The following is a 14115-nucleotide window of genomic DNA, read 5'->3' as shown; positions in this document are numbered from 1 at the left end:
TTCCCATTCCCCTACTTGGCCGCCGGCGGCGGCTCCGGCGTGCTGACGAAGCCGATGCGCTTCATGCCCGAGCGGGACGCGTCGGCCATGACCTGCGCCAGGATCTCGTAGCGGGTGTTCTTGTCCGCGCGCAGCTGCAGCTCGGGCTGCGGCGTGTCCTTGGACACGCTGGCGAAGCGGGCGGGAAGATCCTCCAGCGTCACCTCGGCGTCGTTCCAGAACACCTTGCCGCTGGCGTCGATCGCCAGGTCGATCTTGGCCGGGTCGGAATCGACCGGCGCCGAGGTCGCCTGCGGCACGTCGATGCGCACCGCATGGGACAGCAGCGGCGCCGTGATGATGAAGATGACCAGCAGCACCAGCATCACGTCGATGAGCGGCACCATGTTGATCTCGGATTGCGGCGCGCCCGCGCCGCGACCGCTGTTGAAACTGCCGAAAGCCATGGAAGACTCCTAGTCTTATTCGCCCGCCTTGGCCTTCAGCGCGCGCACGTTGCCGTCCGTGACGATCTGCTGGCCGGTGGTCAGGAACGCGAACAGGTCGTGGGCAAAGGCGTCCAGGCGCGCCAGCAGCACACGGTTGCTGCGCGTGAAGAAGTTGTAGGCCAGGACCGCGGGAATGGCGACCGCCAGGCCCAGCCCGGTCATGATCAGCGCCTCGCCCACCGGGCCGGCGATGCGGTCGATGGTGGCCGCGCCGCCCTGGCCGATGGAGACCAGCGCGTGGTAGACGCCCCACACCGTGCCGAACAGGCCGACGAAGGGGGCGGTCGAGCCCACCGATGCCAGCAGCGTCAGGCCGTTCTCGAGCTTGGCGGTTTCCTCGTCGATGACCTTGCGCATGGTGCGCGTGACGAAATCGGACTGCGAACCCGCCTCTTCCAGCTTGGCCGCGCCGAACTTCGCGTGATGCACGCGGGCGTACAGGGCGTGGCTGGTCAGGTGCGAGAACGGATCGTTGGCGCCGTGCGTGGTGATCTCGCGGTCCACGGCCTCGAGCGAGGTCGCGTTCCAGAAATGCTGCAGGAAGGTCTCGCCCTGCCGCCGCGAACGCATGTTCGCAATGGCCTTGACGACGATCAGGTACCAGGTCGCGAGCGACATCAGTACCAGGATGAAGAACAGCGCCTTGCCCAGACCGTCGGTCTGAGAGACGAAGTGCGCAAAGCCCAGGCTCGGGGTCTCGGTCATGTCAGTTCCTGAGAGTGAAATCGAACGGCACGATGGCGATCGCGGCGATCGCCATGCCGTTTTCGGTATACGGTTTGAAGCGGCCGCGCCGGGCGGCGTCCAGCGCCGCCTCGTCCAGCCGGTTGAATCCCGAGGACTTCTCCAGCGTCGCCTTGTCCACCAGCCCCCGGGTATTGATCAGCAGCCGCACCAGTACCTTGCCTTCCTCGCCCAGGCGCTTGGAGGTGCGCGGGTACTCCGGCATGGGCGGCGCCCCGAGGTACTCGATGCGGCCGACCAGCTTGGGCTCGTTGGAAACCGGCGCCTGCGGCGCGGCCGTACGGTCGGACGGCTCGGGCTTGCCGCTGGGCGGCTGCGACGTGGCCGGCGCGGGCGCGGGAGCGGGCGCCGGTTCCGGAGCGGGCTGCGACAAGGCGGTTTCGGAAGGGGGCGCCGGTTCGGGCGGCGGAGGAGCCGGCTTGGGGGGCGGCGGCTTGGGAACGGGCTTGGGGGTGGGTTTGGGAGGAACGGGTTTGGGTTCGGGCTTCGGGGCGGGAGGCGTGGGTGCGGGCGGCGCGGCGGCCACCTGGACCTGGGGCGCGATCTCGACGAACCGGACCTCGACCGTCTCGACCGGCTTGGCGACCTGCGGCTCGGATCTGGCCACCAGTATCGCGCCGACCACCGCCACATGCAGAAGCACCACCGCGGCGCCAGCGCCGACGCGCAGCCCGACGGGGGCCGGCGTATTCCAATGCAAGGTGGCACTCATTCGAATGAATCGCGTAGCTGACCGTGAAGATCGCTACGATATCACAAATGCGACTTATTCGCAGTTAGGTAACAACAACGAACAACGGCATGCCGGAACCAGGATCCCGGCATGCCACCCGGTTTCAGCGCTCCATCGTCCGCACGATCAGGGCATCGCAAGGCGTCAGGTAGATGAGCCGTTCCGCGACGCTGCCGATCGCGGTCCGCAGCAGCCCCGTCAGCCCATGCGTACCCACCACCAGCAGATCGGCCGGATGGCTGCGCACATAGCCCGGCACCACGCCTTCGGGCAGGCCGTGCTCCAGAACCAGCCGCGTGCCCGCCTGCCCCGCCCGGGACAGATTGTTGGCGATGAAGCCGTCGGCCAGGCGTTCGGCCGCGCGCCGCGCCGCCTCGACCTCCGCCAAGTCCGGATCGGCCTTCAGCGTGGGATAGGCGTGGAACAGCGTCATTTGCGCGCCGGGAAAGAACGCCCGCGCCGCGTTCATCGCCTGCCTGGCCCCCTCGGAGAAATCCGTGGCAGCGACGATGTGCTGGTAGGTACGATGCGGACGCTTCTTCACGATCAGGATGGGCAGCGACGACTCGCGCGCCAGCTTCTCGACCGTGGACCCGAGCAGCACCCGGCCCAGCGTCTCGTCGCGGGCCACGCCGGTCACGATCAGGTCGCATTGCCGGCCGCGGGCGGTGCGCTGGATCACCTCGACGGGATTGCCGGTCTCCAGCACCAGCTCCATCGGCACGTCCGCCTCGCCCACGATGTCCCGCAGGGCGCGCTCGGCCGTCTCCCTGTCCGCTTCGCGATTGCCGCGCGCCATCAGCCGCTCGACCAGCGGCGACTCCTCGATGACGTGAAGCACGACGAGCTTGCAACGCCTCTGGCGGGCGATCTCGAGCGCGCGGTCCAGGGCCCGGTCGCCGCGGGCGCTCAAATCGGTGGCAAGCAAGATGCTGCAAGTATCGGTACCCATGCTGGCATTCCATCATTGTTGGGGGAGAACCCATCGTGCCATGAAGCCGCCGGCGCAGGCCGGACGCGGTCGGCCGGGGCTTGACCTGGATCAACCCGAGGGCACGCCCACCGGCCGCGGCACGGTCCATTCAGGAGTCTGGAGAAGGAACCGGCCCTGAAATGAAACTCACGGTAACAAAATGTGGATATTATCCATCCTCACTCGAAATTCGGAATTTGAGAGGCAAATGGATCTTCTTTTCACGGCTTTGCTTGTCCTCATATGTGCTATATGCGTCACATTGGGCGTCCGGCACCGGCGCCGGGCGCGGCGCCTGGCGGAAATCGCACGGCGCGGAGGCATGCTTTGCCCGCGATGCCGGCGCTATGTGTCCCCCGGTTCCCTGGCCTGCCGACACTGCCTGACGCCCGCGCAGCCGGATGCATCCCGGCAGCGGACATGAGGCGCCCGCCCGGCGCCGACCGGATCGCGCCCGGATCCGGCGACTCCCCATCCCGGCGGGACGACCCGCTCCAGGACGTCTGGTCGGGCTGGACGGACGAGACGATGCCCGCCCTGTTCGCACATCTGTATCTGTTCCGCCTGGCCGCCCACATGGTCCTGTCGCCGGCGCAGCTTCGCGCCATCGCGGACAGGATGGGGCAATTGGCCCGCGACTTGCGGACCATGGACGAGGACGGCGAGGAATCTTCGCCGTGAAAGATGAAATGCAGGCGGCAAAGAAAAAGGGACAGCCCACGGGGCTGTCCCTTTTTGATGGTGCCGGCAATAGGAGTCGAACCTACGACCTTCGCATTACGAATGCGCTGCTCTACCAACTGAGCTATGCCGGCGTAACCTTGGCCAAAGCCCCTTAAGGCTTCAAGCTAGCCCGCTATTCTAGCAAAACTTTGCGCGCATATTCAAATCCTATTCCGCATCCGGCTGCGCGTCGGGGTGGGCTGCCTGGAATGCGGGCAGCGCGGCGCAATGATCGGCGATCCTCACCACCGTCGGCATTCCATCGAGGTTCGCCTTCAGGCGGCGGGCGTTGTAGACCTGCGGCACCAGGCACAGGTCGGCCAGCGTCGGCTGGTCGCCGTGGCAGCACAGTCCCGTCGCGGGCGAGCCGGCCAGCATGCGCTCGAGCGCGACCAGGCCGCCCTCCACCCAATGCCGGTACCATTCGTCGCGCCCCTGCTGGTCGATGCCCAAAGGGTTCTTCAGGTACTTCAGCACACGCAGGTTGTTCAGCGGATGGATGTCGCAGGCGATGTTCAACGCCAGCGCCCGCACGCGGGCGCGCTCGGCCGGCGTGGCCGGCAGCAGCGCCGGCTCGGGGCGCGTCTCTTCCAGGTATTCGATGATGGCCAGCGACTGGGTCAGCACGTGGCCGTCGTCCTCGAGCACCGGCACCAGGGCATCCGGACTCAGGCGGCGAAAGTCCGGCTGCAGTTGCTGGCCGCCGTCCTTGAGCAGGTGCACCGCGAGGTAGTCGTACGACAGCCCCTTCAGGCCCAGCGCGATGCGCACGCGATAAGCGGCGGAACTGCGGAAATAGCTGTAGAGACGCATAAAGGCTCCGTAGGACTACAGGCGGACGTTCCTGGACAGGCCCTTGGGCAGCGGGAAGGCGATGCCTTCCTCGGCGCCGGCCAGGGTGCGTACCGAGGCCGCTCCCAGTTCCTTCAGGCGGGCGATGACCTGCTGCACCAGCACATCGGGTGCCGAAGCACCCGCCGTGACGCCCACGCGCCGGCGCCCTTCCAGCCATGCCGGGTCGATGTCGCCCGCGCCGTCGATCAGATAGGCAGCCACGCCCTTGCGCTCGGCCACCTCGCGCAGGCGGTTGGAATTGGAGCTGTTGACGCTGCCCACCACCAGCACCAGGTCGCATTCGGGCGCCATGACCTTGACCGCGTCCTGGCGGTTCTGCGTGGCATAGCAGATATCGCTTTTCTTGGGCTCGGCGATGTTCGGAAACCGGGCCTTGAGCGCCGCCGCGACCTGCGCCGCGTCGTCCACCGACAGCGTAGTCTGGGTCACGTAGGCCAGCCTGTCCGGATCGGCCACGGCCAGCGCGGCCACATCCTCGACCGTCTCGACCAGGTACATGCCCGCTTCGGACTGCCCCAGCGTGCCCTCGACCTCGGGGTGCCCCTTGTGGCCGATCATGACGATCTCGTTGCCGGCGGCGCGCATCTTGGCCACCTCGACGTGGACCTTGGTCACCAGGGGACAGGTGGCGTCGTACACCTGCAGGCCGCGCTGCTCGGCCTCGTGGCGCACCGCCTTGGACACGCCGTGGGCCGAAAACACCACCGTCGAACCGGCCGGCGCCTCGTCCAGTTCCTGGATGAAGATGGCGCCCTTGGCGCGCAGGTCCTCGACCACATAGCGGTTGTGGACGATCTCGTGCCGCACGTAGATGGGCGCGCCGTAGATCTGCAAGGCGCGCTCGACGATCTCGATGGCCCGGTCGACCCCGGCGCAGAAGCCGCGCGGCTGGGCCAGGACCACTTCCATGGGCGCCTGCGCCATCACATCACTCCGAGTATGGACACATCCACCTTCAGCGCCGAACCGGCCAGCGGATGATTGAAATCGAACAGCGCGTAGTCGTCGCCCTGCTCCTTGAACACGCCCGAATACCGGCCGCCGTTGGGCGCGGCGAACTCGACCAGGTCGCCGGGCTCGAAGGTCTCGTCGCCCGCGTGCTCGCGCAGCATCGCCAGGGTCACGCGCTGGATCAGCTCGGGATTGCGGTCGCCGTAGGCCTGCGCGGGAGCGAGGGTGAAACTGAAGCTCTCGCCTTCGCCGTGGCCGACCAGCGCCGCCTCCATGCCCGGCGCCCACTGGCCCAGGCCCAGTTGCAGCGTGGCCGGGCGGCCGGTGAATGTATCGACGAAAACGCCGCCCGCGCCCTCGCCCGAGGCCAGCGAAATGCGGTAGTGCAGGGTTACGTAGGAGTCCTCACGGACAACGAGGGGCGTGGAGGGGGAAGATGCAGCCAAAGTGTGTCACCGTGTCGATGCTGTGCGCCAAAGAACCGATTTTACCCGTCCCGCCGCCATGCCGACCGCCCTTCCCACTCTCCAGGCCTCCCTGCCCCCCGAAGAACGCCCCCGCGAGCGCCTGCTGCGCCACGGCCCCACGGTGCTGACCGACGCCGAACTGCTGGCCGTGCTGCTGCGCACCGGCACGCACGGCTGCAACGCGCTCGAACTGGGCCGGCGCCTGCTGGCGCGATTCGGCGGCCTGCGCGGCCTGTTCGGCGCCTCGCGCGACGAACTGCGGGGCATGCCCGGCCTGGGGGAAGTCAAGGCCGCGCAACTGCAGGCCATCCTGGAACTCGCCCGGCGCGAGCTGGCCGAGGAAATCCACCGCGGCGACGCGCTTTCCCGCCCCGACCACGTGCGCCGCTACTGCGCCGCCACCCTGGCCCACCGCCGCATCGAATGCTGCATGGCGCTGTATCTGGACGCGCGCAACTGCCTCATCACCAGCGAAATCCTGTCCCAGGGCACCCTGTCCCAGGCCACCATCTACCCGCGCGAGATCGTCCGCGCCGCGCTGCGCCACCACGCCGCCTCGGTCATCCTGGCCCACAACCACCCATCGGGCAACGCCGAACCCAGCCAGGCCGACGAACACCTCACCCGCCACGTCCGCGCCGCGCTCGCGCTGGTCGACGTGCGCCTGCTCGATCACATCATCGTGGCGGGCGGGCAGACGACGTCGCTGGCGGAACGCGGGGTGATGTAGGCACTACCAGTGCGCCATGGGCAGCCCCGCCACGGGCGCACGGAAGTACGGAATCCGCTCCCCCCGCAGGCTGCCGATGTAAACCGTCCGCAGGTCCGCCCCCCCGAACGTCACGCTCGCGAACCACGGCGCGATCTTCCCGCCGCAGGCCAGCATCATCTCCGGCGTCGCCTCGCTCCGCTCGAACGCCGCCATCAACGCCTTCCCCGCGGCGCTGCCGCCATCGTCGTCCAGCACGATCCGCAGCTCCCCTTCCGGCGTGATCGCGAAGATCCGGTCCGTCATCACGTGCGTACCCCACAGGTTGCCGTGGGCATCGAACGCGATGCCGTCGATGAACGCGCCATGGTCGGCGGGGCCGAACACCTCGCGGCCCGACAGGCTGCCGTCCGGCGCCACCCGCAGGCGCGAGACGCGCCGCGCGCAGGTCTCGGCCACGTACAGCCACTCCTCGCGGGCGTCGAGCCGAATCTCGTTGGTGAAGTGGAAACCATCGGCCACGATGCGCAGCCGGCCGTGCTCGTACAGCGCGACGTAGCCGTCGGCCACCTTGGGATCCATGGCCTGCATCCAGTTCGTGATGCGGGTGGAAATGGTCAGCCACAGCCGGTCGCGGCTGTCGCGCAGCACGAAGTTGACCTTGCCGATGGGCTGGCCGTCCACGGTGTCGGCCAGCACGCGGCTGCGACCCTCGCGCGTCATCAGCTCCAGCCGGTCGGTGCCGAAATTGGAGATGACGATATCGCCGTTGCGCGCGAAGGCCAGGCCGTTGGGCAGCGTGCCCGCGACGAAGCGGGTGGCGTCGTCGGCGGCCTGGCGAAAATGCGTGTCGGCCTGCTGCGCGACCAGCCGCTGGCTGCCGTCGGGCCGGATGTGGACCACGCCGCCGCGCGCATCGGCGGCCCACAGCGAACCGTCGCGCTCGGCCAGGATGCATTCGGGGCGTTGCAGCCCCTGCCCCGCATAGGCGATGGCGGCCGGATCGACGACGAAGCCGTCCAGCGGATTGAAAGCGCCCGCCATGGCCGCGCTCAGAACCCGACCCGGTCCGCGCCCTTGAGCGCCAGCATGGCGCGGGCCTCGTCCGGCGTCGCGATCTCGTGCCCCATTTCCTCCAGGATGCGGCGCACCTTGGCGACCTGGTCGGCGTTCGACGCCGCCAGTTGGCCCTTGCCGATGTACAGGCTGTCCTCCAGCCCGACCCGCACGCTGCCGCCCAGCAAGGCAGCCTGGGTGGCGAAGTTCATCTGGTGGCGGCCGGCGGCCAGCACCGACCAGCGGTAGTCGTTGCCGAACAGCCGGTCGGCCGTGCGCTTCATGAACATCAGGTTATCCAGTTCGGCGCCGATGCCGCCCAGGATGCCGAAGATCATCTGGATGAAGAACGGCGGCTTGAGCAGCCCGCGGTCGACGAAGTGCGCGACGTTGTACAGGTGGCCGACGTCGTAGCACTCGTGCTCGAAGCGGGTGCCGTGCTCTTCGCCCAGCATCTTCAGGATGCGTTCGATGTCGCGGAAGGTGTTGCGGAAGATGAAGTCGTCGGTGTTGCGCAGGTAGCTCTCTTCCCAATCGAACTTCCACTGCTTGTAGCGATCGGCCATGGGGTAGATGCCGAAGTTCATCGAGCCCATGTTGAGCGAACACATCTCGGGTCTGGCCAGCAGCGGCGCGGCCAGGCGCTGCTCCACGGTCATGTTCAGGCCGCCGCCGGTGGTGACGTTGATGACGGCGTCGGTGGCTTCCTTGATCTTCGGCAGGAATTGCATGAACACCGCCGGATCGGGCGTGGGCCGGCCGTCCTTGGGATCGCGCGCGTGCAGGTGCAGGATGGCCGCGCCGGCCTGGGCCGCGGCGATGGACTGCTCGGCGATGTCCTCGGGGCGGTAGGGCAGCGCCTCGGACATGGTGGGCGTATGGATGCCGCCCGTGACCGCGCAGGTAATGATGATCTTGGGCGCGGCTTTCTTGGCGGGCTTGGCTTGGGTGTCGTTCATCACGGGCTCCGGTTCAGTCTTCGAAGATGGCCACGGCGCGGGTGAAACCGGCCGAGGCGCCACGGATCTTGTAGGGAAAGCACGAGACGGTGAATCCGTGCGGCGGCAGGCTTTCCAGGTTGCCGAGCTTTTCCAGGTGGCAATAGGCGCGGGCCATGCCGGCGCGGTGGCCTTCCCAGATCATGGCCGGATCCGGGCTCTCGGCGAAGCGCTTGGCCGTGTGCACGAAGGGCGCGTCCCAGCTCCAGCCGTCGGTGCCGGTCACGCGCACGCCGCGCTCGGTCAGGTACAGCGTGGCCTCCATGCCCATGCCGCAGCCGGCCGACACGTAGTCGGGCTGGCCGTAGCGCGCCCCGGCCGCCGTGTTCACCAGCACGATGTCGTAGGGTTCGAGCACGTGGCCGATGCGGGCCAGTTCGGCCTCGACTTCCTCGGGCGTGACCACGTGGCCGTCGGGCAGGTGGCGGAAATCCAGCTTCACGCCGCGGCTGAAGCACCACTCCAGCGGAACCTCGTCGATGGTGATGGCACGCTCGCCGCCATCCATGGTCGAGTGGAAGTGGTACGGCGCATCCAGGTGCGTGCCGTTGTGGGTCGAGACGTTCAGCCGCTCGATGGCCCATCCCTCGCCGCCCGGCAGGTCGGCCACGTCCAGCCCGGGAAAGAAGGACGCCATGTCGGCGGCGGTCGAACGATGGTCGAGATAGGCGATCTGCGGCAGGTGGCCGGGCGGATCGGAAGCAATGCGGTCGTCCAGGGCGACGGAAAGATCGACGAAACGTCGAGGCATGATGGGCTCCTTCGTTCAGCGTCCGAGCAGGCCGGTGGCCAGCCACGGAAATACCAGGATCAGGGCGAGCACCGCCAGCATGATGGCGGCGAACGGCAGGGCGCCGTGGAAGATCTCGCCCAGTTTCAACGTACGGTCGGGCGAGGTCCCCTTGATGACGTATACGGACAGCCCGAACGGCGGCGTCAGCAGGCCGACCTCGACGGCGATCACGGTGACGATGCCGAACCAGATGGGATCGATGCCGAAGGCCTTCATGATCGGATAGAACAGCGGCACCACGATCAAGAGGATGGACGAGCTGTCCAGGATGGTCCCCATCGCGACGATCAGCAGCACGTAGGCGATGATGATGCCCCAGTAGCCGATGTCGCTGGCCGCCAGCGCCGCGCTCAGGAACTCCGGCAGGCCGCTCAGCGACAGCATGCGCGAATACATGCTGGCCGCGATGATCAGGAAGCAGATGGCGGCGGTGACCTGGCCGGTGTCGGTCAATACCCGCCAGATGCGGCCGGGCGGCAGCGCGCGCCGGAACAGGCCGATCACGATCGCGCCCAGCGCGCCCACGGCCCCGGCTTCGGTGGGCGTGAAGAATCCGCCGTAGATGCCGCCCAGCACGAGGCCGATCAAAAGCACGATGGGCAGCGCCTTGCGCCCCATCGCGGCGGCGGACAGCGGCACGACGTCCTCGGAAATGCTGGAACCGGCGAAATCCGGGCGATTGCGGGCCAGCCAGTAGACGCCCAGGCCGAAGGCGATCGCCAGCACGATGCCCGGCACCACGCCGGCCAGGAACAGGTCCCCCACCGACTGCTCGGTCAGGATGCCGTACAGGATGAGCAGCAGGCTGGGCGGGATCAGCATGCCCAGCACCGAGCTGCCCGCCACGATGCCGTAGGCGAAGCGCTTGGTGTAGCCGTGCCGCAGCATCTCGGGCACGGCCACGCGCGTGAACACCGCCGCCGAGGCGATCGAGATGCCGGTGATGGCGGCGAAGATGGCGTTGGCGCCCACGGTGGCGATGCCCAGGCCGCCCTTGATGCGGCCCAGCATGCGGTTGGCGACGTCGAACGCGTCCCGCCCGATGTCGGCCTGCGACACGACGAAGCCCATCAGCACGAACAGCGGCACCACGCCGAAGATGTAGGAATCGATGGACTCGGTGGCGGCCAGGGCGAGCATGCGGCCGGTGATCAGGAAGCTGCCCTTGATCGCCAGCACGCCCAGGAAGGAACACACGGCCAGCGCGATGGCGACGTGCATGCCGGCGTAGATCAGCCCCACCATCCCGAACAGCGCCAGCGCGCCGATGACCAGATCGCTCATGATGGTCATGCCCCCGCCTGCACGGCCCGGCCGTGCGTCGTCGCGGCCGCGCACAGCGCGCGCACCGCCCTGGCCAGGAACTGCAGGCCCAGCGCCGCCGTCCCCACCAGCATGATCAGCCGCACCGGCCAGATCGGCGCGGTGAAATCGCCGATCGCGCCGACGAACAGATCGCGCGACCAGGCCCGCTCGAACAGCGGCGCGAGACCGTTGAACAGCACCGCGCAGAACGCGGCGCCGATCAGGCAGTACAGAGCCTCCAGCCCGGCCCGCCCGCGCGGCGGCAGCTTGTCCAGCAGCACCTCCGCCCGCGTCAGCCCGCCCAGCCGCAGCGAATGGGCGACCTGCAGGAAGACGATGGCGACGATGGACATGCTGACCATCTCGGGCACTCCCGAGATGGGATGGCCGAAGAAGGCGCGGCCGACGATGTCGGAGTTGATGGCGACCATCACGCCCACGATCAGCAGCGTGCCGATCGCGTTCAGGACCGCGGTGCAGGCATCCAGGACGCGCAGCAGCGGGTGGGTGGACGGCGGGAGGAAATCTCCCTCGCCGGCGGTGGGGACTTCAGACATGGATGACCTCGCCGCCCGGTTCAGTTCCGATCCCAGTCGCGCACCGGCTTGGCGCCGGCGGCCCGTACTTCCTTCATGTAGGCGTCCAGCACCTCCTTGGCCGGCAGCTTTTTCTTCTGCAACTCGGCGATCCAGCTCTTGGTCGGGTCCTCCAGCGCCTTGGCGTAGGCGCTCCGCAGGCTGGCCGATTCCGCATTGAGCTTGCCGCCCTTGGCGACCAGTTCGTCCAGCGCGGCGCGGGTGGCCTTGCGAAGGTCGTCGGTATAGGCCTTCTCGAACGCGTCGGCGCCCGCCTTCAAGGCCTTCTTCAAGGCTTCCGGCTGGGCGTCGTACCAGTCCTTGTTGGCCGCGATGCCGCCCGAGTACTGGGCGCCGTAGCCGATCTGGGTGATGTAGGGCGCGACCTCCTGGATCTTGGCCGGCAGGGCCGCGGTGGCGAAGGTGACCACGCCGTCGTAGAGACCGGTCTGCAGCGAGTTGTAGTACTCGGTCAGGTTGCCCGCGACGCCCACCGCGCCCGTGCCCTTCATCCAGTTGATCGACGTGCCCGGCGTGCCGATCTTGCGGCCCTTCAGATCGTCCAGGCTCTTGACCGGAAATTTCGTGAACAACAGGTAGTCGTCCAGCCCGAAGCCGCCGCCGATGTAGACGACGTCGTTCGCCTCCCAGGCCTTCATCATCGCCGGGATCTTGCGCTGCACGTCCTGCACCGCCCGGGTCACCAGGCCGGGATCGTCCGAGACGAAGGGCGTGTAGTAGGTGACGTTCTGCAGCGGCAGCTTGGCCGGCTCGAAGATCGTGGGCACCAGCGCGATGTCGGCCACGCCGTCCTGCGCCGCTTCCAGTTCCTCGCCCACCTTGGCCAGCGCGCCGCCGTACTGCTGCTTCCACTCGAGCCTGATGTCCGAACCTTCCAGCGCCTTGTTCACCGCCGGCACGAAGGACTCCTGCAGGTGCTTGACCCAGCGGAACACCGGCGGATGGCCGTTGACCAGCGTCACGGTGATGGTCTTGGCCTGTACCGCCATCGTGGCGGTGGCCAGCAAAGCCGCCAATGCGGCCGGCAGAATACGCATGCATGTCTCCTTGTCAGGGGGCCGGGCTCGTGGCGGCCCGGTTCTCTCGGTCGGGGCAGGACCCCGGGGAATCAGCCGGCTCCGGAACCGGAACGCGGGGGAAAGACGGGAGGACGGCCCGTGCCGCCGGCGGCGCGATCGGCCGCCAGCGCCTCGATGCCGGCGCTGATGAAAGGCACCAGGCGGGCCATGACGGCGTCGACGTCGCTGTCGTCGCAGGCGCCATCGGACAGGCGCCCCGCCCGGCCGGTGGCGGCCATCATGGTCATGCCCACGCCGATGGCGAACATGTAGGACCACACCGCGTCGTCCTGCCGCAACGGAGGCAGGACGCGGCGGAAGGCGTCGATGAAGCGGCGGGCGATCGCGTCGTAGTGGGCGCCGATCAGCGTGCGCGAGCGTTCGTCGTCGGCATTGGCGGTGGCGGCCAGCACGCGCGAGAACAGGTTGCCCGCGGGCCCCTCGTGGCCGAACTCCACGGTGGGCCGGAACAGGGCCTCGAGCAGGTCGCCCAGCGTGGGCCGCCCCTGCCCGTCCGGCCCGAACAACCGGTCCAGCGCGGCCGCGCGCACGGCGTTGATGGCGTCGGAGCGGCGCGCGAACATGGCCTCGTACAGCTTTTCCTTGGTGCCGAAGTGATAGTGCAGCAGCGCTTGGGCCACGCCGGCCTCGTTGGCGATCTGCCGCATGCTGGTGCCATCGAAGCCATGGGCGGCGAATACCCCTTCGGCGGCGTCGAGGATGGCGGTTCGGGCATTCTGGTCGGTCAAGGCGCGCTTCCTGGTAGGGATGCGCTAGCCTAGGCCCTGACTGATCGATCAGTCAACATAGGGTTAGCGAGGAGCCTGAGCGCGTCCCCGGTTGCCGGGTGTCGTAGAATCCCGGGGGCGGGCTCCGTGGGAAAACAAGCTGCGCCACAAACAACGGCTTGAAAAAACGCCGGCTTTCGTGCTATTCTTGCGAGCTTTACGGCGTTACCCTTGGTCCGCGAGAAAACTCGCCCCGGGAAATAGACGTTTCGAACCTGGTAAAACCCGGCTCGGGATGTTTGCAGCGCACGTTCTCAACGCATTCTGGCCATGCGCCGGGGTACCTTGAGAACCCGTGCGAACCGGGTCGGCATCCATCCTGCCAAGCCGCGCCAGAACTTCGGGGCACAGTCCGGCATAGCCGGCCCCCGGATCCGTCTCCCGAATTCACGAAATAGCAGAAGAGGTGTCGCCATGGCACGAGTATGTCAAGTAACCGGTAAGGGTCCGATCACGGGCAACAACGTTTCCCACGCCAACAACAAGACCAAGCGTCGCTTCCTGCCGAACCTGCAATCCCGCAGGTTCTGGGTCGAAAGCGAAAACCGCTGGGTCCGTCTGCGCGTCAGCACGAACGCCCTGCGCACCATCGACAAGAACGGCATCGAAGCCGTCCTGGCCGATCTGCGCGCTCGCGGCGAAGCCGTTTAACCACCGGATCCACAGGAGCACACCATGGCCGCCAAGGGTATTCGCGAAAAGATCAAGCTCGAGTCCACCGCCGGAACCGGGCATTTCTACACCACGACCAAGAACAAGCGCACCACCCCGGAAAAGATGCTGATCAAGAAGTTCGATCCGGTCGCGCGCAAGCACGTGGACTACAAGGAAACCAAGCTGAAGTAATCGGCTCGGTTCGCGCCGGCCCTGCCGGCGCC

General features: G+C 67.7%; 17 protein-coding genes, 1 tRNA gene and 1 pseudogene. 4 read left to right on the top strand and 15 right to left on the bottom strand.

Going from position 1 to position 14115, the window contains the following annotated elements:
- Positions 1–11: 11 nt before the first annotated feature.
- The 4 genes and pseudogenes from EV675_RS26655 to EV675_RS26640 form a co-directional block, all read right to left on the bottom strand.
- Entirely contained in the window at positions 12–446 is a 435-nt protein-coding gene (locus EV675_RS26655; RefSeq protein ID WP_130361592.1) for an ExbD/TolR family protein, read from the bottom strand.
- Between the two features lie 15 nt (positions 447–461).
- Positions 462–1184 (bottom strand): annotated as a pseudogene (locus tag EV675_RS26650) (MotA/TolQ/ExbB proton channel family protein); the annotation flags it as partial.
- A gap of 10 nt (positions 1185–1194) precedes the next feature.
- Positions 1195–1944 (bottom strand): energy transducer TonB, encoded by a 750-nt coding sequence (locus EV675_RS26645; RefSeq protein WP_130361588.1) that lies wholly within the window; start codon positions 1942–1944, stop codon positions 1195–1197.
- Positions 1945–2068: 124 nt separating this feature from the next.
- The gene (locus EV675_RS26640; protein ID WP_130361586.1) at positions 2069–2917 is read right to left on the bottom strand and encodes a universal stress protein; all 849 of its coding nucleotides are present in this window, start codon (positions 2915–2917) and stop codon (positions 2069–2071) included.
- A 441-nt stretch (positions 2918–3358) separates the two neighbouring features.
- On the opposite strand from EV675_RS26640, the gene EV675_RS26635 reads away from it, so the two are divergent.
- Positions 3359–3619 (top strand): hypothetical protein, encoded by a 261-nt coding sequence (locus EV675_RS26635; RefSeq protein WP_130361584.1) that lies wholly within the window; start codon positions 3359–3361, stop codon positions 3617–3619.
- Positions 3620–3677: 58 nt separating this feature from the next.
- Here EV675_RS26635 and EV675_RS26630 read toward each other — a convergent pair.
- The 4 genes from EV675_RS26630 to EV675_RS26615 all read right to left on the bottom strand — a co-directional run bounded on the left by EV675_RS26630 (position 3678) and on the right by EV675_RS26615 (position 5913).
- Positions 3678–3753 (bottom strand) — tRNA-Thr (locus tag EV675_RS26630).
- Positions 3754–3829: 76 nt separating this feature from the next.
- On the bottom strand, positions 3830–4474 hold the full coding sequence (gene maiA / locus EV675_RS26625) for a maleylacetoacetate isomerase (RefSeq protein WP_130361582.1): 645 nt from the start codon (positions 4472–4474) through the stop codon (positions 3830–3832).
- Between the two features lie 15 nt (positions 4475–4489).
- Positions 4490–5440, bottom strand: coding sequence for a 4-hydroxy-3-methylbut-2-enyl diphosphate reductase (gene ispH / locus EV675_RS26620; RefSeq protein WP_130361580.1), 951 nt, complete (start codon positions 5438–5440; stop codon positions 4490–4492).
- Entirely contained in the window at positions 5440–5913 is a 474-nt protein-coding gene (locus EV675_RS26615; RefSeq protein WP_130361578.1) for an FKBP-type peptidyl-prolyl cis-trans isomerase, read from the bottom strand. The genes ispH and EV675_RS26615 overlap by 1 nt, the downstream gene beginning before the upstream one ends.
- 58 nt (positions 5914–5971) lie before the next feature.
- Here EV675_RS26615 and radC point away from each other — a divergent pair, with 58 nt between their 5' ends.
- On the top strand, positions 5972–6664 hold the full coding sequence (gene radC, locus EV675_RS26610; RefSeq protein ID WP_130361576.1) for a RadC family protein: 693 nt from the start codon (positions 5972–5974) through the stop codon (positions 6662–6664).
- Positions 6665–6667: 3 nt separating this feature from the next.
- Here the strand turns inward: radC and EV675_RS26605 are convergent, their stop codons facing one another.
- From EV675_RS26605 to EV675_RS26575, 7 genes are all read right to left on the bottom strand, one after another.
- Positions 6668–7687 (bottom strand): SMP-30/gluconolactonase/LRE family protein, encoded by a 1020-nt coding sequence (locus EV675_RS26605; RefSeq protein ID WP_130361574.1) that lies wholly within the window; start codon positions 7685–7687, stop codon positions 6668–6670.
- A gap of 8 nt (positions 7688–7695) precedes the next feature.
- Positions 7696–8658: a 3,5-dioxohexanoate:acetyl-CoA acetone transferase gene (gene kce / locus EV675_RS26600; RefSeq protein ID WP_130361572.1), complete on the bottom strand. Its 963-nt coding sequence runs from the start codon at positions 8656–8658 to the stop codon at positions 7696–7698.
- A 13-nt stretch (positions 8659–8671) separates the two neighbouring features.
- A complete protein-coding gene (locus EV675_RS26595; protein WP_130361570.1) occupies positions 8672–9448 on the bottom strand; it encodes a cyclase family protein in 777 nt (258 codons plus the stop codon).
- Between the two features lie 15 nt (positions 9449–9463).
- Positions 9464–10783: a TRAP transporter large permease gene (locus tag EV675_RS26590; RefSeq protein WP_242621606.1), complete on the bottom strand. Its 1320-nt coding sequence runs from the start codon at positions 10781–10783 to the stop codon at positions 9464–9466.
- Positions 10780–11352 (bottom strand): TRAP transporter small permease subunit, encoded by a 573-nt coding sequence (locus EV675_RS26585; protein ID WP_130361568.1) that lies wholly within the window; start codon positions 11350–11352, stop codon positions 10780–10782. Before EV675_RS26585 ends, EV675_RS26590 begins: the two co-directional genes overlap by 4 nt.
- Before the next feature lie 20 nt (positions 11353–11372).
- Positions 11373–12428, bottom strand: a complete 1056-nt coding sequence (locus EV675_RS26580) for a C4-dicarboxylate TRAP transporter substrate-binding protein (RefSeq protein ID WP_130361566.1) — start codon at positions 12426–12428, stop codon at positions 11373–11375.
- 71 nt (positions 12429–12499) lie between these two features.
- Positions 12500–13198, bottom strand: coding sequence for a TetR/AcrR family transcriptional regulator (locus EV675_RS26575; RefSeq protein WP_130361564.1), 699 nt, complete (start codon positions 13196–13198; stop codon positions 12500–12502).
- A 453-nt stretch (positions 13199–13651) separates the two neighbouring features.
- Between EV675_RS26575 and rpmB the strand changes: the two genes are divergently transcribed.
- The gene (rpmB, locus tag EV675_RS26570; protein ID WP_124690268.1) at positions 13652–13888 is read left to right on the top strand and encodes a 50S ribosomal protein L28; all 237 of its coding nucleotides are present in this window, start codon (positions 13652–13654) and stop codon (positions 13886–13888) included.
- Positions 13889–13912: 24 nt separating this feature from the next.
- Positions 13913–14083: a 50S ribosomal protein L33 gene (gene rpmG, locus EV675_RS26565; RefSeq protein WP_087839581.1), complete on the top strand. Its 171-nt coding sequence runs from the start codon at positions 13913–13915 to the stop codon at positions 14081–14083.
- Positions 14084–14115: the final 32 nt, after the last annotated feature.

This window comes from Pigmentiphaga kullae (genome assembly GCF_004216695.1).
Classification (GTDB): domain Bacteria; phylum Pseudomonadota; class Gammaproteobacteria; order Burkholderiales; family Burkholderiaceae_B; genus Pigmentiphaga; species Pigmentiphaga kullae.
This window is presented reverse-complemented; position numbering and strand designations above follow the sequence as displayed.